Annotated in this window: 18 protein-coding genes and 2 pseudogenes; 8 read left to right on the forward strand and 12 right to left on the reverse strand. The window is 71.3% G+C overall.

Annotated features, from left to right (window positions below; all coding sequences use genetic code 11):
* The first annotated feature begins 311 nt into the window (after positions 1-311).
* Both L3Q67_RS24460 and helR read left to right on the forward strand, forming a co-directional pair.
* A complete protein-coding gene (locus L3Q67_RS24460) occupies positions 312-989 on the forward strand; it encodes a hypothetical protein (RefSeq protein WP_499183807.1) in 678 nt (225 codons plus the stop codon).
* Positions 990-1213: 224 nt separating this feature from the next.
* Complete coding sequence (gene helR / locus L3Q67_RS24465) at positions 1214-3394, forward strand: helicase domain-containing protein (protein ID WP_499183808.1); 2181 nt, start codon at positions 1214-1216, stop codon at positions 3392-3394.
* 3 nt (positions 3395-3397) lie between these two features.
* Here helR and L3Q67_RS24470 read toward each other — a convergent pair whose 3' ends face one another.
* The gene (locus L3Q67_RS24470) at positions 3398-4240 is read right to left on the reverse strand and encodes a helix-turn-helix transcriptional regulator (protein WP_499183809.1); all 843 of its coding nucleotides are present in this window, start codon (positions 4238-4240) and stop codon (positions 3398-3400) included.
* Between the two features lie 95 nt (positions 4241-4335).
* On the opposite strand from L3Q67_RS24470, the pseudogene L3Q67_RS24475 reads away from it, so the two are divergent.
* Positions 4336-5051, forward strand: a pseudogene (locus L3Q67_RS24475) (DsbA family oxidoreductase).
* Here the strand turns inward: L3Q67_RS24475 and L3Q67_RS24480 are convergent.
* Positions 4982-5851, reverse strand: a complete 870-nt coding sequence (locus L3Q67_RS24480) for a LysR family transcriptional regulator (RefSeq protein ID WP_499183810.1) — start codon at positions 5849-5851, stop codon at positions 4982-4984. The pseudogene L3Q67_RS24475 and the gene L3Q67_RS24480 overlap by 70 nt on opposite strands.
* Before the next feature lie 84 nt (positions 5852-5935).
* Between L3Q67_RS24480 and L3Q67_RS24485 the strand changes: the two genes are divergently transcribed.
* Positions 5936-6661, forward strand: a complete 726-nt coding sequence (locus tag L3Q67_RS24485) for an SDR family oxidoreductase (protein WP_499183811.1) — start codon at positions 5936-5938, stop codon at positions 6659-6661.
* Positions 6662-6805: 144 nt separating this feature from the next.
* On the opposite strand, the gene L3Q67_RS24490 is transcribed toward L3Q67_RS24485, so the two are convergent.
* From L3Q67_RS24490 to L3Q67_RS24505, 4 genes are all read right to left on the reverse strand, one after another.
* Entirely contained in the window at positions 6806-7546 is a 741-nt protein-coding gene (locus L3Q67_RS24490) for an SDR family NAD(P)-dependent oxidoreductase (protein ID WP_499183812.1), read from the reverse strand.
* Positions 7547-7678: 132 nt separating this feature from the next.
* Positions 7679-7885, reverse strand: a complete 207-nt coding sequence (locus tag L3Q67_RS24495; RefSeq protein ID WP_499183813.1) for a hypothetical protein — start codon at positions 7883-7885, stop codon at positions 7679-7681.
* Positions 7886-7940: 55 nt separating this feature from the next.
* Complete coding sequence (locus tag L3Q67_RS24500; protein WP_499183814.1) at positions 7941-8753, reverse strand: SDR family NAD(P)-dependent oxidoreductase; 813 nt, start codon at positions 8751-8753, stop codon at positions 7941-7943.
* A gap of 25 nt (positions 8754-8778) precedes the next feature.
* Positions 8779-9540: an ATP-binding protein gene (locus tag L3Q67_RS24505; protein WP_499183815.1), complete on the reverse strand. Its 762-nt coding sequence runs from the start codon at positions 9538-9540 to the stop codon at positions 8779-8781.
* A 209-nt stretch (positions 9541-9749) separates the two neighbouring features.
* On the opposite strand from L3Q67_RS24505, the pseudogene L3Q67_RS24510 reads away from it, so the two are divergent.
* Positions 9750-9878 (forward strand): annotated as a pseudogene (locus L3Q67_RS24510) (fasciclin domain-containing protein); the annotation flags it as partial.
* Positions 9879-10071: 193 nt separating this feature from the next.
* On the opposite strand, the gene L3Q67_RS24515 reads toward L3Q67_RS24510, so the two are convergent.
* The gene (locus tag L3Q67_RS24515; protein ID WP_499183816.1) at positions 10072-10530 is read right to left on the reverse strand and encodes an SRPBCC family protein; all 459 of its coding nucleotides are present in this window, start codon (positions 10528-10530) and stop codon (positions 10072-10074) included.
* A gap of 104 nt (positions 10531-10634) precedes the next feature.
* Positions 10635-11432, reverse strand: a complete 798-nt coding sequence (locus L3Q67_RS24520; RefSeq protein WP_499183817.1) for an ANTAR domain-containing protein — start codon at positions 11430-11432, stop codon at positions 10635-10637.
* Between the two features lie 139 nt (positions 11433-11571).
* Between L3Q67_RS24520 and L3Q67_RS24525 the strand changes: the two genes are divergently transcribed.
* The 3 genes from L3Q67_RS24525 (at position 11572) to L3Q67_RS24535 (ending at position 14002) form a co-directional block, all read left to right on the forward strand.
* Entirely contained in the window at positions 11572-12816 is a 1245-nt protein-coding gene (locus tag L3Q67_RS24525; protein ID WP_499183818.1) for a sensor histidine kinase, read from the forward strand.
* A complete protein-coding gene (locus tag L3Q67_RS24530; protein ID WP_499183819.1) occupies positions 12813-13466 on the forward strand; it encodes a transcriptional regulator in 654 nt (217 codons plus the stop codon). The genes L3Q67_RS24525 and L3Q67_RS24530 overlap by 4 nt, the downstream gene beginning before the upstream one ends.
* Before the next feature lie 80 nt (positions 13467-13546).
* Complete coding sequence (locus tag L3Q67_RS24535) at positions 13547-14002, forward strand: DUF6463 family protein (RefSeq protein WP_499183820.1); 456 nt, start codon at positions 13547-13549, stop codon at positions 14000-14002.
* Between the two features lie 96 nt (positions 14003-14098).
* Here the strand turns inward: L3Q67_RS24535 and L3Q67_RS24540 are convergent, their stop codons facing one another.
* The 4 genes from L3Q67_RS24540 to L3Q67_RS24555 all read right to left on the reverse strand — a co-directional run bounded on the left by L3Q67_RS24540 (position 14099) and on the right by L3Q67_RS24555 (position 20800).
* Positions 14099-14848 carry a glycoside hydrolase family 12 protein gene (locus L3Q67_RS24540; protein WP_499183821.1) on the reverse strand — a complete coding sequence of 250 codons (750 nt, stop codon included), beginning with the start codon at positions 14846-14848 and terminating at the stop codon, positions 14099-14101.
* Positions 14849-15052: 204 nt separating this feature from the next.
* Positions 15053-16255, reverse strand: coding sequence for an IS30 family transposase (locus L3Q67_RS24545; RefSeq protein WP_499183822.1), 1203 nt, complete (start codon positions 16253-16255; stop codon positions 15053-15055).
* Positions 16256-16361: 106 nt separating this feature from the next.
* The gene (locus L3Q67_RS24550) at positions 16362-16664 is read right to left on the reverse strand and encodes an STAS domain-containing protein (protein WP_499183823.1); all 303 of its coding nucleotides are present in this window, start codon (positions 16662-16664) and stop codon (positions 16362-16364) included.
* The gene (locus L3Q67_RS24555) at positions 16661-20800 is read right to left on the reverse strand and encodes a SpoIIE family protein phosphatase (protein WP_499183824.1); all 4140 of its coding nucleotides are present in this window, start codon (positions 20798-20800) and stop codon (positions 16661-16663) included. The genes L3Q67_RS24550 and L3Q67_RS24555 overlap by 4 nt, the downstream gene beginning before the upstream one ends.
* Between the last annotated feature and the right edge of the window lie 135 nt (positions 20801-20935).

Here is a 20935-nt window from a genome sequence, read left to right on the forward strand (position 1 = left end):
GTTTCGCCGATGCGCCGCGTTCGACGGACGGGCGGGCGACCGCTTCCGCGTGCGACGTCCCACCGGACGTGGCTCCGCTGCTCAACTGTGGTCGGCCGCGCGAACCCGGAACTCAGCCACACCATCGGAGACCTCGCCCGCTCCAACGTGGGATCCGGCTACCCGAACGTCGCACTCAGCTGCGCGAACGTGGAACTCGGTGGCCCGAATGTCGAACTCGGGTGCCTGAGTGTGGAACTCGGGTGCGTGAGTGTGGGGTTCGGGGGTGGCGGCTTGACTGTGCCCCGAGGGCAGCGTTTCTACTGGACCGCATGGTCAAAGAGCTCAAGCGGCGCTGGCAACTGGGCAGGGTCAGGCCCGGCGACGGGAGCGCGCTCGGCGATTACCGCCTTTGGCAGGTCTTCTCCCGCTCGCTGTTCTTCCTCGATCTCACCGAACCCTCGGGGAACAGCCACGCCTACGCGGTCGACGTCCGGTACCTCATCGACGCGAAAACCAAGAGACAGCACGAAAGTGCGAGCGGGAAGAGCCCGGCCGCGCTGTACCGGGACGGTGTGCAGCTCTACCGCTCCAACCTCCCGGCGACCTTCCCCGTACCCGGTGGCGTCATCGAGGTCGCCACCAGCCCGTTCGGGCTGAAGCGCATGCACTTCGTTTCCGAAGACGGCGATGAGCACACGCTGCGCCCGCATCGGCGTTCACAGGAAGGACTCCGGGCGCGGTTCGGACAGCGATTTCCCCGCACCAGCACCGTTGTCGGCGTGGTGGCTGTCGCCATCCTGCTGGTAGTGCTCTCCGTCGGCCTCCTCAAAGGCATGGAGGGCGTCACGCGGATCCCTGAGGTGCCCGAGCACATCGGCACTTTCACCTCACCGATCCGCCTTCCCGTCTGGGCGAACATCGCGATGGTCGTCGCCGGTGTTCTTTCCGCCGTGGAACGGGCCTTGCGTCTCCGTTACCACTGGCTGCTCGACTCCGTGGCATCCTGATCGGCCTCTGCGGCGAACACGAGCGGACACGAGCGGGCACCCTGACCCCGCGGGCACAAAAAAAGAGGGCGCACACGCCCTCCCACATCCAACTTATAGCGCACCCCGGGGCTTGCGGCAAGCCCCCGGTCGTGCCTGAGAATCAGCCGGTCCGCGAAACGGTGGTTTCGCCGGAGAGCCCGGCAAGGGTGGACGGGACGAAAACGGCGCGCAGTGAGGGGCTTGTGTCAACTCAGGGGTACGAAGACGAATTGCGGTCCGAACGCGACTACGTGGCCGGGCTCTACACGCGGCTCGACGCCGAGCGCGCACGGGTGAAGGCGGAGTACACCGCCGCCGTGCGGGGCACCGGCGAGACGGCCATGGAACGCGACGTCGCGGTGCGCGCGCGGGCCAAGGAAGCGAAGCGGCTGGACGTGGCGGACAACGGGCTGTGCTTCGGCCGGTTGGACAGCGTGTCCGGGGAACCGTCCTACATCGGCCGGATCGGCCTGTTCGACGAGGACGACGCGTACGAACCGGTGCTGCTCGACTGGCGGGCACCGGCCGCGCGCGCGTTCTACGTCGCCACCGGCGCGCGCCCGGAGAACATGCGAAGGCGTCGCCAGTTCCACACCCGCGGCCGTCAGGTGACCGGCTTCACCGACGAGGTGTTCGGCCGCCCCGGCGGGGCCGAGGGCGGGGACGCCGCCCTGCTCGCGGCGGTCAACGCGCCACGCGGCGAGGGCATGCGCGACATCGTGGCGACCATCCAGGGTGAGCAGGACGAGATCATCCGCCACGAGCACCCGGGGGTGCTGGTGATCGAAGGTGGCCCGGGTACCGGGAAGACCGTGGTGGCGCTGCACCGGGTCGCCTACCTGCTCTACACCCAGCGGGAGCGGATGGAACGCCACGGCGTGCTCGTCGTCGGGCCCAGCCCGGCGTTCCTGCACCACATCGGGCGGGTGCTCCCGTCGCTGGGCGAGTCCGACGTGGTGTTCATGACGCCCGGCGACTACGTGCCCGGCAGGCACGTCACCGCCGAGGACACGCCGGAGGCCGCGCGGCTCAAGGGGTCGCTGAAGGTGCTGGACGTGCTCGCGGCGGCGGTCGCGGACCGCCGGCGGTTGCCGTCGGAGCCGGTGTCGATCCAGCTCAGGGACGTCACGGTGCGGATCGACGCCGAGACCGCGGAGTGGGCGAGGGAGGAGGCGCGCGCGAGCGGGCTGCCGCACAACCAGGCCCGCGCGGTGTTCACCGACACCATCACCTACGTGCTCACCGAACGGGCGATCGCGCGGATCGGCCGGGGCTGGCTCACCCGCGACGACCGCCAGGAGTGGGAGTCGCTGCGGTCGGGCCTGCTGCTGGAACTGGCCGACGACGCGAAGTTCACCGCCACGCTCGCCGAACTGTGGCCGGTGCTGACACCGGACTCCCTGCTGGCGTCGCTGTACGAGTCGCCGGAACGGCTCCGCGCGGCCGGTGCCGACCAGGCGCTCTGGCGGGCCCGGGGGGACGCGTGGACGGTGTCGGACGTGCCGCTGCTCGACGAATTGGCCGACCTGCTCGGCGAGGACAAACCGGTCGACAAGACCGCCGAGCGGGAGCGGAAGGCCGAGGCCGAGTACGCCGCCAAGGTGCTGGACACGATGACACTGGACCGGGAGGAGATGGACGAGGACGTCCTGCTGGCGGCCAAGGACCTGCTCTACGCCGAGGACCTGGCGGAGCGCTTCGTCGAGCGCGACACCCGTGACCTCGCCGAGCGCGCCGCCGCGGACCGGGGCTGGACCTACCGGCACGTCGTGGTCGACGAGGCGCAGGAACTGTCCGAAATGGACTGGCGGGTGCTGATGCGCCGCTGCCCCAACCGGTCCTTCACCGTGGTCGGCGACCTCGCCCAGCGCCGCTCGGCCGCCGGGGCGACCTCGTGGGGCGCGATGCTGGAGCGGTACGTGCCCGGCCGCTGGGTCTACCGGGCGCTGACGGTGAACTACCGCACGCCGGCGGAGATCATGGGCATCGCGGCGGCGGTGCTCGCCGAGTTCGCACCGGAGGTGAAGCCGCCGGACTCGGTGCGCGCGTGCGGCGTGCAGCCGTGGTCCCGGCGGGTCACCGAGCACGAACTGCCCGCCGCCATCGAGGAGTTCGTCCGTGACGAGGCGGGCCGTGAAGGCACCAGCGTGGTGATCGGGCCGCCGGGCGTGCCGGGCGCGGTGCTGCCGTCGGAGACGAAGGGCCTGGAATACGACGCCGTGCTGGTGGTCGACCCGGACCTCATCCTCGCCGACGGCCCGCGCGGCGCGGCCGAGCTGTACGTGGCGCTCACTCGCGCCACCCAGCGCCTCGGCGTGCTGCACCAGGGCCCGTTGCCGCCGGTTCTGGCCGGGTTGCAGGAGATCGGCAGCGAAGCGGCGTAAGGCTTAGCGGGTCGCCGTGTCCGAGGCGGCGGTGAGGTGGTCGAGGGCGGTGGTGGTGGCCTCGTCGGAAGCGAGGTACACCACCAGCCGCTGCTCGTCGGGGTCAGGCAGCCCCAGGCTTTCGTAGGCCAGCCGCAGTTCCCCCGCCTCCGGGTGCGCCCACCGTTCGACGCCGGTGCGCGTGGGCAGCGTGGCCGAGTCTTCGAAGCGGTCGCGGAAGCGGTCTCCGGCGGTGGCCGTCAGCTCCTCGGCGAGCAGGGCCGCGTGCGGGTCGCCGAGCGCGGCGGCGGCTCGCAGCGCGGCGGCCCGCTCGTCGGCGACGGCGTTCCAGTCCGGGTGGGTTTCGCGTGCTCGCGGGTCGGTGAACACGTACCGGACCAGGTTCGGCGGGTCGGCCTTCAGCAGCCCGGCCGGTCCGGCGAGCCGCGCGAACCCGGCCGTCCACGCGAGCAGGTCGCCGGGCGGGTTGGTGACCAGTGCCGGTGCGGGTTCGAGCCGGTCCAGCAACGCCCGCACGGTCGGGCGCACCGTCCGGGGCGGTGGCGTGACGGCCCCGCTGCACGCGCCGCCGCCGGTGGTCTTCGCCAGCCGGTACAGGTGGATCCGCTCGTCGCGGGAGAGTCCCAGCACATCGGAAAGCGCGGTGAGCACCTGGCTGGACGGGCTGCGGTCGCGCCCCTGCTCCAGCCGGGTGAGGTAGTCGACGCTGAGGTCGGCGAGCATGGCCAGTTCGGAGCGGCGCAGCCCGGGGGTGCGGCGCCGGTTCCCCTCCGGGAGCCCGACCGCGGCCGGCGCGACCGCTTCCCGGCGCGCCCGCAGGAACGCGCCCAGCTCTGTCTCGCTCATCGACGGCGAGTGTATTCCGCGACTGCCTGGCCCTGCCAGGACCAGGGAAACCGCGGCCTGGTTCCGGCACGCCCAACCCCGCGACGCTTATCGGCATGAACACCTTCACCGATCGCGAAAGCGCGTCGATCCGGATCTCGGTCTACGACGACATCGCCTGCCCGTGGTGCCGCCTCGGCACGCACCAGTTCCACCGCGCGGCGGCTGGTACGGACGTCGATCTCGTCCACCTCCCGTACCAGCTCGCGCCCGACGCGCCCGGGGAACCCCGGCCGCTGGTGGACACGGTCGTCGAGATGTTCGGTGCGGAACAAGCCGAGGCGATGCTCGCGAACATGACCGAACTCGGCGCCCGTGAAGGGATCGAGTACCGCTTCGACCGCGGGATCGCGGTCAACACCTGGACCGCGCACCGGCTGCGGTGGTTCGCCTTGCACGAGCACGGTCCCGCGGTGCAAGCCGCGTTGGCGACCGCCCTCTACGACGCGCTTTCCGCGACGGCGTGAACATCGCCGACCACGCGCAGCTCGCCGAGTTGGCCGAGCGAGTCGGCTTGGCCGGTGGCCGGGTGCGGGACTTCCTGACCTCCGACGAGGGGAGCGCCGAAGTACGTGCGCAATTGGCCGCGGCGCGGCGGGAAGGCGTCACCACCGTGCCGAGGTTCGTCTTCGACGATGGCCGGGAGATCGTCGGCATCACCAGCACCGAGGCCCTCGGGGACGCACTCCGGCAAGTCGGCGCTCAACCCGTCGGGGAGGCAGCGCGGAGCCGGGCGGCCGAGCGGACGAGTGAGGCGACCGCGGGGGAGTGACTACCCGGCGGCCAAGCGAGCACGGTGGTGACGTCCGGCGCGTCGGTGACAGGCACCGCGACGTGGTCGGGCCACTGCCAGGCACGGCTGGAGGCCGGGATGACGAGCAGCGTCCTGCCGAGCGCCACGAGCTGGGCGAGCTGGGACTGGGTGCGCACCTCGGGCCCCGGACCGTCCGGATAGGACCCGTCGAGCCGGGGCCAGCGGGCGATCGGCAGGCCCGGCACGTCGCGGACCTCCGCCAGCGTGAGCTGATCGCGCGAGGCGAGCGGATGCCCCGCCGGGAGGAGCGCGACCTGGCCTTCGACGTGGAGGTCTTCGGTGTCGAACCCGGCGAGGTCGTCGAACGGCCGGTGCATGAGGGCCACGTCGGCTCGTCCGTTCCGGAGCGATCCGGCCTGTTCGCCGACCTCGCACAGCAGCACTTCGACCGGTGTCGCACCGGGTTCGCGCTCGGAGGTGTCGAGAAGCCGTTGCAGCAACTCGTGGGACGCGCCGGCTTTCGTGACGAGAACCAGCGGGCGCTTCGAATCCCCGGCTCGCCGCGTCCGGCGCGCGGCGGCCGCGACCGCGTCGAGCGCCGCTGTGGCCTCGCGGAGCAGCACCCGGCCCGCGTCGGTGAGCGCCGCTCCGCGCCGGTCACGCTCGAAGAGCTGGACGCCGAGCCGCTGTTCCAGCTGGCGGATCGCGCGGGAAAGCGGTGGCTGGGCGATCCCGAGCCGGACGGCGGCCCGGCCGAAGTGCAGTTCCTCGGCGACGGCGACGAAGTACCGGAGCTCGCGCGTCTCGAGATCGGTCATCTGTCGAGGCTACTCGCCTGATACCTGACGAGTATCACGGCGTACTGGATCGGTCTTGGACACCAGGAGGGCGGCTCGCCGAGCATGGATGGGGTGAACGACACGAAAACCGCGCTGATCACCGGCGCCAACAAGGGAATCGGCTTCGCTATCGCGCAGGGCCTGGGAGCGATCGGCTTCACGGTCGCGGTGGGCGCGCGCGACGACATCAGGCGGAAGGAAGCCGTCGAGCGTCTGCTCGCTGACGGTGTCGACGCGTTCGGCGTGGCCCTCGACGTCACCTCCGGCGAAAGCGTCACCGCGGCGGCGGCGCACCTCGAACAGACGGCGGGACGGCTCGACGTGCTCGTCAACAACGCGGGCGTTTCCGGCCGGATGGACGGTGACGCGCAGGACCCGACGACGCTCGACCTCGATGTCGTCCGCACCGTCCTGGACACGAACGTGTTCGGGGTCGTGCGGGTGACGAACGCGATGCTGCCGCTGCTCCGCCGCGCGGCCTCGCCGCGCATCGTCAACATGTCCAGCAACATGGGCTCGCTGACGTTGCAGACCGGCCCGATCATGGCCGCGTACGCGCCGTCGAAGTCGATGCTCAACAGCGTGACGGCGCAGTACGCCCGCCGGCTCGCCGACACGGACGTCATCGTGAACGCGGCCTGCCCCGGCTATGTCGCGACCGACTTCACCGGGTTCGACGCGCCGCGGACGGCCGAACAGGGCGCCGCGATCGCGATCCGGCTCGCCACCCTCCCCGACGACGGCCCACGCGGCGGCTTCTTCGACGACGAGGGCGTCGTCCCCTGGTGACCCCGCCCGCCGCCCCCGGCCGGGAAGTCGGGGGCGGCGGCTCACGTGGCTACCAGCGCAGTTCCCCGGTTTCGTCCCGGAAGGTCCCGGTCAGGCCAACCGCGTCGAGCGTCGCTCGTGGCCCGGTTCCAGTAGTTGTCCGGCTCAGATCTGGTTCAGGCCACCGTCGACGTACAGGCTCGAACCGGTGGTGAAGCTGCTCTGGTCCGAGGCGAGGAAGACCACGGCGGCGGCGACCTCCTCCGGGCGCCCGAGCCTGCCCATCGGCACGCGCGCCGACAGGTGCTGGTGGAAGGCGGCCGGGTCGGGGGTGAGCGCGGCCAGGGCCGGGGTGTCGGTCGGGCCGGGTGTGACGGTGTTGACCCGGATGCCGCGGCCCTTCAGCTCGTTGGCCCAGGTGCGGGCGAACGATCGGGTGGCGGCCTTGGTCGCCGCGTACACGCCGAGCCCCTCGTCGCCGACGTCCACGTTGGTGGAGCCGTTCAGGATCACCGAGGCGCCGTCGTTGAGCAGTGGCAACGCCTTCTGCACGGTGAACAGCGTGCCGCGGGCGTTGATGCCGAAGAGCCGGTCGAAGTGCTCTTCGGTGACCTGCTCGAGCGTCCCGAGCGAGGCGACGGAGGCGTTGGCGAACAGGACGTCCAGGCCGCGTCCCCGGTCGCGGATCGTTTCGTAGAGCCGGTCCAGGTCGGCCAGGTCCGAGATGTCGCCGACGACTGCGGTGGCCGCGGAGCCGATCGCCTCGACGGCCTCGTCGAGTTCGGCCTTGCGGCGGCCGGTGATGAACACGTGCGCGCCCTCGGCCGCCAGCCGTACGGCACTGGCCAGGCCGATCCCGGTGCTGCCCCCGGTGACGAGCGCGGTCTTGCCCTCGAGTAGTCCCACGATCCGCTGACCTCCTGCGATTTTGAAACGACCGGTACAGATCTGGACCGTAGCACGTTCTGAATCGATCGGTACAAAACCGCCGTCCCGCCCTTTAGGGGGAGGCGGCCTTCGTGGCGACTACGCCCTCGGTCAGCTCCCGGTGCGCGGGGCCTCCGGTTCGTCCGGCTTCTCCGGCTCGTCGGGCTTTTCGGAGGTGTCCGGTTGCTCGGGCCCGGTCGACTGGTCACCTTCGACGCCGAAGCCGGGTTCGGGCTCGGGAGCGCCCCTCCCGGCGTCGCCAGCGGGGATCGATCGCTCGCCGGAGTGCGCACCCGGCCCGAAAGGCGTTGCTGTCATGGCGACCGGATACCCAGCGGCTTCGCGGAAACACCTCCCGTGGAGCCGCGAATGATCATTCCTCGGCGGAGCCGGGCTTGGACATGCGCCGGTGCTGCGCGGCGATCGCCGGGTCCGGCAGCACGTTGCCCGCGGCGGCCTGCACCTTGTTCTTCGCCGTGGCGGCGACCACGTGGTCCTTACCGGCCATCAGCGCGTCGTAGCCCTGCTTCGCGACCACCGCGGCGTCGTCCTTGCTGCTCGCGGCGAGCTTGGTGTCCTGCATACCGGCGCGATCGAAGAACTCGGTTTCCGTGGGCCCGGGCATCAGGATGGTCACCGTGACCCCGGTGTCCTTCAACTCGTCCCGCAGCGCCTCGCCGAACGACTTCACGAAGGCCTTGGACGCGTTGTAGACGGACTGGTACGGGCCCGGTGAAGTGGCGGCGATCGACGAGGTGAACAGCACCCGCCCGGCACCGCGGCCGGCCATCGGCGGTAGCAGGCGGTAGGCCAGGTGCACCGTCGAGCGAACGTTGAGGTCCACCACGGCCAGGTGGTCCTCGAGCGGGGTGTCCCCGACGAAGGCCCCACCGGCGCCGACCCCGGCGTTGAGCGCGAGCGCGGCGACCGGCCTGCCGGTGCCTGCCACCTCGTCGGCGAGCTTCTCCACGCCTTCCGGGGTGGCGAGGTCGGCGCGCACGGCGTCGACCCGCGTCCCGAACTCGCGCACCTGCTCGGCGGCGCCGCTCAGTTCGTCGTCTTCCGCGGTGACCAGCACGTCGTAGCCGTTCTTCGCGAACTGCTTCGCCAGCTCCAGCCCGATCCCGCTGGACGCGCCGGTGACCACGGCGAACGGCTTCCCTGCTGTCGTGTCTGTCGTGTTCATGCCATCGGGCTACCCGCGATCGTGGCTAGGACACGGAGAACGGCTGGAAAGCCCGCCTCCGCGGATTGGTGACCAGTACCCCCCACACCACCTTGCCGCCGGAGAGCGCCGGGGTGCAGCCCCAGGTCGTCGTCAGCTTCGCGACCAGCAGCAGGCCGAGCCCGCCGTTCGCGCCATCGGTGACCTCGCGCAGCCGGGCCGGGGCGGACGACGAATCGCCGACCGCGATGCTGAAGTGGTTGGCCCGCAGTTCGAGGCGCAGGGTCGGTTCGGAGTCGGTGTGCACGAGCACGTTGTCGACCAGCTCGTTGACCACCAGCAGCGCGTCGGGGGTGATCGGGGCTTTCGGCAGCCACTGGAGGCACACCTGCCGGGTGAAGTCCCTGGCGAGCCGGGCCGTGCCCGGCAGCCGGCGGAAAGCGATCTTGGTGTAGCGGCGCCGGGGCTCCGTCGCCACCGCGCGCGCCGCTTCGTCGAGTGAGTCGAAGATCGGGACGAATCGGGCCACTGAGGCCTCGTGGAGCACCCGGCGCATCGGTTCGCCGGTGGCGACGAGGAAGACCGGCACGTTCGGCCAGTCGGACAGCCGGTTCCAGGCCTGGGCGAACACGCTCAGCAGGCTGGGGGTCGTCGCGATGAGCCCGTCGACCACCACGAGCACCGCCGGTGGCTGCTCGACCGCGCACTTGAGCAGCGTGTCCCGCAACCGCGGGTATTCGAGCAGGTCGAGTTCCCCGGCGACCCGGACCACGCTGCACCCACCGTGGTCGCCGAAGTCGAAGGACAAACCCGCACGGCCGCCGGTCTGGATGGTCCGGCTCTCCCGCCTGGCGAATCGGATCCGCCGATCAGCCCGCGTGGGGCTCCCTGGTTGTGCTCGCCCCGGCCTCCAGGGTACGCCCCGGCCAGGTCACCCGCCGAAGTTTCGCCGAACCCCGGCCGGCGGATGCGCAAGAAATTCCCGCCGCCACCAAGCCGGGGCGGCGACGGCTTCGAATCCCCATCGAGGGCAGCGGCGAGAACATGACCGTGAACGGCGCGAAGGTGCTGTCCGGCAACATCCCCACCAAGAACGCCACCGTCTTCGTCATCGACGAGGTCCTGACGCCCGGCACCGACCAGTAGCCGCGGGCTGGGTGCCCCGGCGTGGGGGGTGGGGCACCCGTCGAGTCGCCGCTGTGGCCACCCCTCACTCCATGGTCACAGCGGCGGCGCCGGTCATCCCGGAAAGCTCCCACCGGCTCGGTGCATCACGGCCTCGATCACCGGGCCGGTGGGTCCACACGGTCCGTAGTCCATGGAGACACGCGGCAGCGGGTCAGGACGGGCGCTCGATGTCGCCCCGCCAGGCGCCGGTCTCACGCTGGCGCTGCTCGATGAAGGTCTTGAACCGGTCCAGGTCGCCCTGGACCCGGCGGTCGAGGATCCCCAGCTTGTCGGCCGCCTGCTCGACGAAGCCTTCGGGATCGATGTCCATCTGCGCGGTGACCCGGGTGGTGTCGTCCGCGATGCGGTGGAAGGTCACCACACCGGCGTGGTTCGGGCCGGAGTCCGAGGTCCACGCCACCCGCTCTTCCGGGTGCTGCTCGGTGATCGTCGCCTCGAACTGCCTGCTCACCCCGGCCACGGACACCTCCCAGCGGGTGTGCTTGTCGTCGAGTTGCTCGATGCGGTCCACGCCCTCCATGAACTGCGGGAAGTCCTCGAACTGCGTCCACTGGTTGTAGACGGTCCCGATCGGCACCTCGACGTCGACCGACTTGGTGATCGAACCCACTGCGGCTCACGCTCCTCTTCGATGTTGCAACGGTTGTGCATCACTGTTGGCAGAGGAGTGCCCGGCCCGGCACGGCTTTACACATCCGTCGCCGGAACGGGCGTTCACCGGCCGGTGATCTCCCGCCAGGTGCGCCGGGCCACGTCGCGGGTGACGTCGTCGGGACGGATGGACGGCAATCCGGCGGGCTGCTCGGCCGGTGCCTGCCCGATGTGCTCGATCAGGGCCACGGCGATGTCGCGGAGTTTGATGTTGAAGTTCTGGCTGGCCGTCCGCAGCCTGAGCCAGGCGCTGTGCGCGTCGCAGCCCGTCGCGGCCACGATCGCGCCCTTGGCCTGTTCGATGACCGCCCGCGACCGCAGCATGCGCAGCGAGTCTTCGGCACCGTCGACAGTGGACGCGTGCACGACGGTCAACGAAGCCGCCACCAGCGGTTCGTAGCGGTTGAGCACCTCGAGGATCGGGTCCGCCGCCGGGCCGGGCACGCAGCAGGACAACGCGGCGCCGCCCCCGTGGTGCCAGCCGCTGGGGACCACCACCATGCCGGTGATGCCCGCCCAGACCTCGCGCCGGCCGGGAGCCTGTCCGGCGAGCAGTGACTGGGCCAGGGCGCGCCAGCGCGGTTCGGCCCACACGTTGTCGGTGCTCATCGGGTCCCCGGACACCATGGCATCGACGACCGGGCCCCCGTGCTCGAGCTGCGCGTCGATGAAGCTCGCACCGGCGCCCAGTGCGGCCAGCTTGACCGGGACGGCGGGGCCGGACTCGCCGGTGTGCCCGGCGGTGACCGCGACGCACACGGGGTCCCAGCGCTCGAGTTCTTCCCACACGCGGCCGAGAATGGTCTCCAGCAAGGTGATCAGCGGTTTCCACTCCGGTGAGACAGCCCCGTGATCGACCATGGAATCTCCCTGCGGTGCCGGTGTGGTGCGTGCTGGGACCAGTGTCGCCGTATCGCATCGCTTCTGCAACGCTTGACGGATCCGTCGCCGCCCGGTCACGCCGCGCCGGCCGGCGGGTGCCGGAGTCTATGCTCAGGCCGTGACCTGGACCGACCGCGCCGATCGGTGGATGCGGGCGCGGCCGGTCGTGCCGGACGCCCTGCTCGCGCTGGCTGTCGCGGTGGTCATGGTGCCGCCGTCGCTCGCCATCCTCGAGGTGGCCAGGTCGCAGTCCTGGGTGCGGTGGGTGGCAGGCGGCTGCGGGTGCGTGCTGCTCGCTACCGTCGCGCTTCGGCGGATCGCCACCGAAGCCGCGTTCCTCCTCGCCAGCCTGGCGATGCTGGTGACCGTCGCGCTGCCGAACACGGTGGTCCGGCCCTCGGCGCTGGGCCTGGCGGCAGCGACCGACGACATGGAGATCCCGCTGTTCTTCCTCCCGTCGTCGGCGGTCTACCTGCTGCTCCTCTACACCGTCGCCGCGCAGCGTCCCTGGCGCCAGAGCCTGCTCGCCCTCGGCATCAGTGTGGCCGGAGCGTTGCTGTGCACCGCGAGGACGGCGACGGGTTTCGGTGCGCTGCCCGCAGGGGTGCTCACGCTGCTGCTGGCGCTGCTCGCCCTGGTCGCGGCCGTGGCGGGCACCTGGACGGTGGGCCGGTTCCACTTCGACTGGCGGCGGCGCATGGTCGTGGAGACCGCCGAGGCCGCCGAACGGGCCGCGACCGGTGAACGCCAGCGCATCGCCCGCGACATGCACGACATCGTCGCCCACTCGCTGGCGGTCATCGTGCGCCAGGCCGAAGGCGGCTCCGCCATCGCCGCCAAGTCGCCGGACCGCGCGGCCCAGGCGTTGTCCGTCATCGCCGACACCGCCCGGGAGGCGCTGACCGATATGCGCGGCACGCTGCAGGTGTTGCGGGAGGCCGCGCCCCGGGAAGCCGTGCAGCCCTCGCTCGCCGGGATCCCGGCCCTGGTGGACCGGGTGCGCGCGACGGGTGTCGATGTCCGCCTGGCCGAGCGGGGGGCGGCGGAGGTGATGACGCCGGGTGCGGCCGTGGCCGCGTACCGCCTGGTCCAGGAGGCGTTGACCAACAGCGTCAAGCACGCGGGCCCGCACCCCGCGGTCACCGTCACCATCACGCACACCCCGCAGGCGTCGGTGATCACCGTCGAGGACGACGGCGGGGACACCGAGGACCGGCGGGCGGTCCCCGGCGCCGGTGTCGGCCTGCGGGGAGTCCGGGAACGGGTGCGAGCGGCGGGCGGTACGTTCGAGGCCGGTCCCGCCGACGGCGGCTTCAGGGTGCGCGCGGAGTTCCGCGTCGGTGAGCAGGGAGCTTCGGAATGACGATCAGCGTCGCACTGGTCGACGACCAGCAGCTGGTCCGCGTCGGCCTGGCCATGGTGGTCGACGCCACCGACGACATCCGGATCGTCGTGCAGGCGGCCGACGGCGTGGAGGCGGTGGCGAAGCTCGCCGAGACACCGGTCGACGTGGTGCTGATGGACGTGCAGATGCCGCGCATGAACGGCGTCGAGGCCACCGCACTGGTGACCGCCCGCGAGAACGCGCCCAAGGTGATCTTGCTGACGACGTTCGACCTCGACGAGTACGCCTTCGCCGGACTGCGTGCCGGGGCGAGCGGATTCCTGCTCAAGGACGCCTCGGCCGACGAGGTGCTCCACGCGATCCGCGCCGTCCACGCCGGTGACGCGGTGATCGCGACCTCCACGACCCGCCGCATGCTGGACCACCTCGCGACCGCGCAGGTCGCCCGCGACGCTTCTCCACTGCTGAAACGGCTCACCGCACGGGAACGCGACGTCCTGCTGGAGATCGCCCAGGGGCACTCCAACGCGGAGGCCGCGCAGCGGCTCTTCCTCTCCGAGGCCACCGTGAAAACGCACGTCGGTCACCTCCTGGCCAAGCTGGAGATCCGCGACCGGGTGCAGGCGGTGATCTTCGCCTACGAGAACGGCCTCGTCCGTCCGGGCTAGGCCGATCTCATCACTTCGGCGGAGCGGCTTTCGACCCGCGGCCGAAGATCCGCGCCCGCGCGAGGCGCAGCCTGGTGCACATGGCAATCACCGATACCCGTTCCGAACCGGCCACTTCGCGCACCTGGTGGCGCAGCCCCACCGCGTGGGGCGGGATCCTCGCGATGTGCGGCGGCGTCTTCCACACCGTGGTCTCCGCCTTGATGCGCCAGGACGTCTGGGCACAGATCGCCGACGAAGGCTTCTTCTACGTGATCCCGCTGATCCCCTCGGCCGACCGGCTCGCCGTGGCGGAGGCGTTCTGGTTCAGCGTGGGCAGTTTCGGCGTGCCGCTGCTCCTGCTCGGCTCGCTGGTCACCTGGCTGACCCGCCGCGGCGAACGCGTACCCGGCTGGCTGGGCGGGGGTGTGATCGCGTGGTCCGTCCTCATCGGACTCCTCAGCGGCTTCGACGGGGGAACGCTGATCCTGCTGCTCATCGGCACGCTGCTCGCGGCGGGCGCCTGGACCACCCGCCGGGAACCAGGCCGCCGCTGAGGCCGCGGCCTGCGAGGCGTCGAGTCCGCCATGCCGGATCAACTCGGCCAGCCCGGGGTCCCGGCACGATCCGGGACCCCGCCGGTACCGCTGTGGTCAGCTGGTGACCGAGGCCGAGAAGTTGTCGACGGCCAGGCCGACGCCGCCGTTCCACGGTTCGAAACCGGCTTGGATGCTGGTCAGGTACCAGGAACTGGTGATGGCGCCGCGGGCGATGGTGTCGTTGACGAAGTCCATGACGCTGAACGACCACGACGTGATGGCCGACGGCGCGACGTAGGAGATGACGTTGTTGGCGCCGTTGCTGCCGCGCCAGACCTCCCAGCTGCGCCCGCCGATCGTGGTGGTGCCCACGACGCTGCCGATCGGCTGGATGGGGCCCTGGCGGTTGAACCAGATCATGATCTCCATCTGGTTCACCCCGTTGGTCTTCGGCGTGGGGTCGAGCCAGATGTCGTAGGAGGCGTTGTAGGTGCCGCCTGCGTAGCGGTAGTTGATCGAGGAGGTCGCGTTGCGGATGCGGCTGACCTGCATCGGCAGCGTGGAGCCGGGGGAGCAGTTGCTGTAGTGGCAGCCGAGGAAGACCGACGGGTAGGACAGCGGCGCGCCGTTGGTCGGCGCCGAGCCCTGCTGGGTGGTGAGCTGGAAACCGTTCGAGGTGACGTTGATGCACTGGGTCGCCGAGCTGCCCCAGCGGTTGTTCTGCACCACGTAGCGGCCCTGGATCGTGGTGGAGCCGTACTGGTCGCAGATCGTCACGTCGGCCTGAGCGGGCCCGGCCGTGGCGACGACCGCGCCGGCGGCCAGCAGGCACGCGGACAGCAGGGTTCTGAAGGCCTTGCGCATGGGACTCCTTTCGCGGTGTCCGGCGCACCGGACAGGCAACGTTATGGGAGCGCTCCCACAACTACGGTGACGTTCGGGGGTCGCCGTGTCAAGCGGGCTGGGCGCTTGCCTCGAGCCCGGCTGGCCGCCGAGCCCGCAGCGACAAGGCCAGGGCGAACAGGTGGGTGCCGTGAATGTGGGGTGGTCTCAATCGATGGTTGCAACTTAGGTTGGTTGGGATAGTAGTTCACGTAGGCATCGGGCTGGTGTGTGCCAGCCCAGTGTCTGGCGTGGGCGGTTGTTGAGTTCGGCGGCGACGTGGGCGAGGTCGTCGGCGGTGTGGGTCGTCAGGTTGGTGTGTTTGGGGAAGTACTGGCGCAGCAGGCCGTTGGTGTTCTCGTTGGAGCCGCGTTGCCAGGGGCTGGAGGGGTCGGCGAAGTAGATGGGCATCCGGGTGGCCAGGGTGATGTCGGGGTGGCGGGCCATTTCGTTGCCGCGGTCCCAGGTCAGCGAGCGGCGTAGATGCTGGGGCAGGGCGGTGATGGCGGGGATCATCGCGTCACGGACCTGTTCGGCGCTGTGACCATCCGGTAGGTGCAGCAGGATGACGAAACGGGTGGAGCGCTCGACCAGGGTCCCGATCGCTGAGGCGTTGTTTGTGCCGAGGATGAGGTCGCCTTCCCAGTGTCCGGGTACTGCGCGGTCAGCGGCTTCGGCGGGGCGCTGGGAGATCGGGATCGGGTGGCCCAGTTTCGAGGTTTGCGCGCGGGCGCGGGCCCGGTTACGCGGGACCCGCAGTGCCCGCCCGGTGCGCAAACAGGCGGCCAGTTCCCGCCGCAGCGCACCCCGGGCCTGGACGAACAGTGATTGGTAGATCGCTTCCGGGCTGATGCGCATGCCGGGGTCGTCGGGGAACTGCTCGGGCAGGGTGGCGCTGATCTGCGCGGGGGACCATTTCTGGTTCAGCCCGGCCTGGACCTGCTCACGCAGTTGCCGGTGCACGGCCAGTTTCGCCGGTTTCGGCCGTTTGCCGCGTTCGCGGGCCAGTTCGTGCGCGACCGAGGCCCGGTAGTGTTCTCGCACATCGGTGCCGGCGTGTTCGGTGCCCAGCACCCGGCCCACGGTGCGGTCGATCTCCCGGCCGATGGTGGACTTGTCCCGCCCCAGCCGGGCGGCGATCTGCGTGTTGGACTCACCCCGGGCGATCCCCACCGCGATCTCCTCCCGCTCGGCCAGGCTCAAAAACCGGCCCGACCCCGGCCGGGGAATCCTCGCGTTCGCGCTCACCCCACCAGCCTGAGCGAACCACCGCCGCCCTGTCTCGTGCGACACGCCCACCACCCGCGACGCCGCCCGCACCGACAACCCCGCACGCACCCCCTCCCAAAACCCCGCCACCACACCCACCGGCAACAACCGACGACCCATCACAACCCCTCCTCACTCAGGAGTTGCAACCACCGCTAGACACCGCGCCACATTCGTGGCAAAGCGAAGCCGTCCGGCTGCACGGTGCCGAAGTTCCGGCCGGGAGCTAGCTCGGGTCGCGGTCCAGGCCGTGCACGGTGGTCATGGTGGCGAGGCCGGAGTAGGTGACCACGGAGGCCAGGAGCGGGTTGATCACGATCTCCAGGCGCTCGGCCCTGGCGAAGAGCACACTCAGCCCGGCGCTGTCGAGGTAGCCGACCTCGGCGAGGTCGACCACGAGCCGCCCCGGCAGGTCGTCGAGGGCGGCGGCGAGGGCGTCGCTGTTGCTCATGTCGATCTCACCCGCGGCTTTGAGCACCGTGGCGCCGTCCGGGGTCCGGTCGGGGGTGAGGGTGAGCGGTGTGGTCATCGGGGGATCCTCAGGTGCATGTCGACGGTGGTGCCTGCCGGGCCCGGGGTGATGGTCACCTGCCGCATCACGGCGCGCATCAGGGCGATCCCGCGACCGCGATGGGGGTGGGCCTCCGGTTCGGGCGGTTTCCAGTGGCCGGTGTCGGTGACGGTCAGGTACAGGTCGTTGACCAGTGTCTCGATCCGCAGCCGGACGGTGTTGCCCGTCGTGTCGTGGTAGCCGTGTTCGATGGCGTTGGCGCAGGCCTCACCGGCGGCGAGCAGCACGTCCTGGGTGGTCATCGGGGAGAGCCCGCACTGGCGCAGCCAGCCTCGCAGCGTTCTGCGCAGGGGCGCCAGCTGGGCGGATTCGGCGGGGAAGGTCACCTCCAGCGGGGCCGGGTGCCGGTAGAGCAGGAGCGCGACGTCGTCGTCGTAGCCCCCGGCGGGGGAGAGCCGCTCCATCACCTGGGTGGCGAGGTCCTCCAGCGAGGTGTCCCGGCCGTCCTGCACGGCTCGGCCCGCCTCTTCGATACCGGCGAACAGCGAGCGGCGGCGTCGCTCGACGAGCCCGTCGCTGTACATCAGCAGGGTGGCGCGGGCGGGCAGGGCGCACTCCGCTTCGGGGCGCTGCGCACCGGGCCGCACGGCCAGCGGGGTGGAGCCTGCCTGGTCGAGCAGGGTGGTGGTGCCGTCCGGGTGGGCGAGGATGGCAGGCGGGTGCCCGGCGCTGGCGTAGGTCAGGTGGCCGCTTCCCGGGTCGAGGATGCCGCAGAAGACGGTGGTGCACAGGGCGCCGGGCACGCCGGCGGCGAAGTGGTCCAGTGCCATCAGGGTGCGGGCGGGACCGGCCTCCTGCAGCAGGAGGGCACGGCAGGCGCTGCGCAACTGCCCCATGACGGCGGCGGCTTCCAGCCCGCGGCCGACGCAGTCGCCGACGACGATGCCGATGCGGCCGTCGGCCAGCGGGACGGCGTCGTACCAGTCACCGCCGATCCCCAGCGGCCGGGCGGCGGGTTCGTAGCGGACGGCGAACCCCTTGGGGAGCCGGGACGGGCCGAGGATCGCCTGTTGCAGGGCCAGTGCGGTTTCGCGTTGCTGATCCCGCTGGTGGGCGCGGCTCAGCCCTTGGGCGAGGTGCCCGGCCAGCAGGGACAGCAGCAGTTCGTCCTGGTCGGTGAAGGGCCGGCGGCTGTCCAGGTCGAGCCAGAGCACCATGAGCCCCCGCGGGTGCTCCAGCGTGACCCCGGTGCCGGTGCGGTCCTGCGCGGACGGGCTCAGCGTGGGGCGCTCGCGCAGCGCGGTCAGCTTCGCGCGCTGCTTCGCGGTCAGACCCGCCCAGGACGCGCCGGGGTCGGTACTGGTCAGCGACGGCTCGTCCCGGTCGGTGAAGATCGCGGCCGACACGCGCTGGGCGCGCCAGAGGTCGCGGAGTTCCTCGAGCGCTCCGGCCAGGGCTTCGGCGAGGCTGGCCGCCTCGGACAGGCGCATGCTCAGCGCCGCCAGCGCGGTCTCGCGCTGGATGGCGTAGTGCTCGGCGGTGGCGTCGCGGAAGGTGCCCACCACCACGGTGCGCCCGGTGTCGGGGTCCTTGGCGGAGTTGACCATGACGCTGACCCAGAGCCGGTGGCCGTCTCGGTGGCTCACCGGCACGGTGCCGCTGCCGCGGGACTGGCCGAGCAGGCCCGCGAAGGCGTCGGCCACCTGCTGGTGCGCCTCGGGGTCGGCGTCCGCGTCCGGCCACCAGGGGTGGGCCGGGGCGTAGGGCAGGCCTTCGGGGCCGTAGCCGAGGATGTCGGTGAACGCGCTGTTGATCTCCACCACGGCGCCGTGCCGGTCGCAGACGAAGAAGGCCTCCTGCAACGAGTCGATCAGCGCCGAACGCCAGCGGGCGTGGTGGTTGCGCAGGCGGGACAGCTCCACGTTCGCCCGCACCCTGGCCAGCAGTTCGGCCGCGGCGAACGGCTTGACGAGGTAGTCGTCGGCGCCCGCCTCCAGGCCTTCGATCGACGCTTCCTGCCCGGCTCTGGCGGACAACAGCAGAGCCGGGACCGCCACCGTGCGTGGATCGGCCCGCAACGCGGCCACCAGCGACAAGCCGTCCAGGCGGGGCATCATCACGTCGCTGACCACCAGATCGGGGACGTGGGTGCGCATCGCCGCCAGGGCTTCCTCGCCGTTGGCCACGGCGCGGACCTGGTAGCCGGCCCCCGCGAGCAACCGGGTGAGGTATTCGCGCATGTCGGCGTTGTCGTCGGCGACCAGCACCGTCGCGGGTGCCTTCGGACCGGCCGCGTTCGTGGCCCCGGCGACCAGCTCCTGGCTCTCCGTTTTCGTGCCGGGCAGCCAGCGCAGCGCTTCCTGCACGTACGGATTGGCGGTTCCCGCGGCCACCGCCGGGGGTGACGGGGCGTCGGCGGGCAGGTGGGCGGCCCCGAACGGCAGGCGGATGGTGAAGCGCGTGCCTTCGCCCTCGGTGCTGTGGGCGGTGATGGTCCCGCCCTGCAGGCCCACCAGTTCCTGCACCAGCGCGAGCCCGATGCCGCTGCCCTCGTTGGACCGGGCGCGGAGGTTTTCGATGCGGTGGAACCGTTCGAACAACCGCGGCATCTCCCCGGACGGTACGCCGACACCGGTGTCCGCGACCGTGACCACCGCTTCGCCGTCGGCGGCGTGCACGGAGATGGTGACCGAGCCGTCGAAGGTGAACTTCAGCGCGTTGCTGAGCAGGTTGAGGACCACCTTCTCCCACATGCCGCGATCGATGTGCACCGGCTCCGGCAAGGGCGGGCAGTCGACCTCGAAGCGCAGCCCGGCCCGGTCCATCGCGGAGCGGAAGACGCTGGCCAGTTCGGCGGTCACGGCGGCCAGGTCGACCGGCTCGTAGCTCGCCTGCATCCGGCCCGCTTCGATGCGCGAGAAGTCCAGGAGCGCGTTGACCAGCTTGCCCAGCCGCAACCCGTTGCGGTGCACCGCGTCCAGTTCCGCGCGGGCCTGCGGGTCCGATTCGGCCAGCCGGTCGCGCAGGTCCTGCACCGGCCCCATGATCAGGGTCAGCGGGGTGCGGAACTCGTGGCTGATGTTGGAGAAGAACGCCGTCTTCGCCCGGTCCAGCTCCGCCAGTTCCTCCGCGCGCCGCTGCTGGGCCTGGTAGCTGCGGGCGCCGGCGATCCCCGCGGCGAGGTGCCCGGCGACCAGTTCGACGAAGCCGCGGTACCCCTCGTCCAGCGGCCGGTAGCGGTTCAGCCCGGCCACCACGAACCCGTAGGGCGCGCCGCCCTGCTGCTGCAGCGGAACCACCAGCGCCTGCAAGGGTGGCTCCGGCCAGTCGCCGGGAGGCAGCCCGGTGAACGGAGGCGTGCCGAGTTCCACCACCGCGGTCTCGCTCCGGGCAGGCGCCGTCACGGGCCAGATGGCCGGCGGATCGTCCGCGGGCAGCGTCGCCGGAGCGGCCGGGTCCCCGTCGGGCATCCCGGTCCGGGCGGCCAGGCGCGCGCCGCCGTCCTCCTCGAACAGGTAGGTCAGGGTGAAGGGGAAGTCCCGCGAGTTGCGGGCCACCTGACGGCTGGAGAACGCCAGCGTCTCGTGTTCGGTGCGCACCACACTGGGGTCGGAACCCAGGTCGCGCAGCGTGGCCATGCGCCGCTCGCCGATGACCCGCTCGGTGTCCTCGCTGACCACGCACAGCATGCCGACCACGGCGCCGGTGTCGTCGCGCAGTGGGCTGTAGGAAAACGTGTGATAGGTCTCTTCGGGATAGCCCGAGCGTTCCAGGAACAGCAGCAGCGCCTCGTCCCAGGTGGCCTGCCCGGTGGTCAGCACGGTCTCGATCCGCGGGCCGATGTCGGTCCAGATCTCGGCCCAGACGTCGGCGGCGGGCCTGCCCAGCGCCCAGGGGTACTTGCGCCCCAGGGTGTCGCGCCGGTAGGCGGCGTTGCAGAAGAAGGTCAGCTCCGGACCCCACGCCATCCACATGGGGAACCGGGAGGGCAGCAGGATGCTCACCGCGGTGCGCAGGCTCTGCGGCCAGGTTTCCGGCAGGCCGAGCGGGGTGGCCGTCCAGTCCACCGCGGCCAGGTCGCGGCCGACCTCGTCGCCGGCGGCGAACAGGCCGGCCCCGGACCCGGCCGGTGCGGCCTCACCAGATCGTGTCACTGGCATCCCCTCGTCCGTGCTGGCCACCCGGAGCGGCACTCCGTCGCCCGTGGCCGCCTGCCCCTGCCGCGGCGGGAACCCGGTGACGCGATCCGAAGCATAGGTCAGCCCTCGGCAGGCACGCGGAAGATGCGA

The organism is Saccharothrix sp. AJ9571 (assembly GCF_021725495.1).
In the GTDB taxonomy this organism is placed as follows: domain Bacteria; phylum Actinomycetota; class Actinomycetes; order Mycobacteriales; family Pseudonocardiaceae; genus Amycolatopsis; species Amycolatopsis magusensis.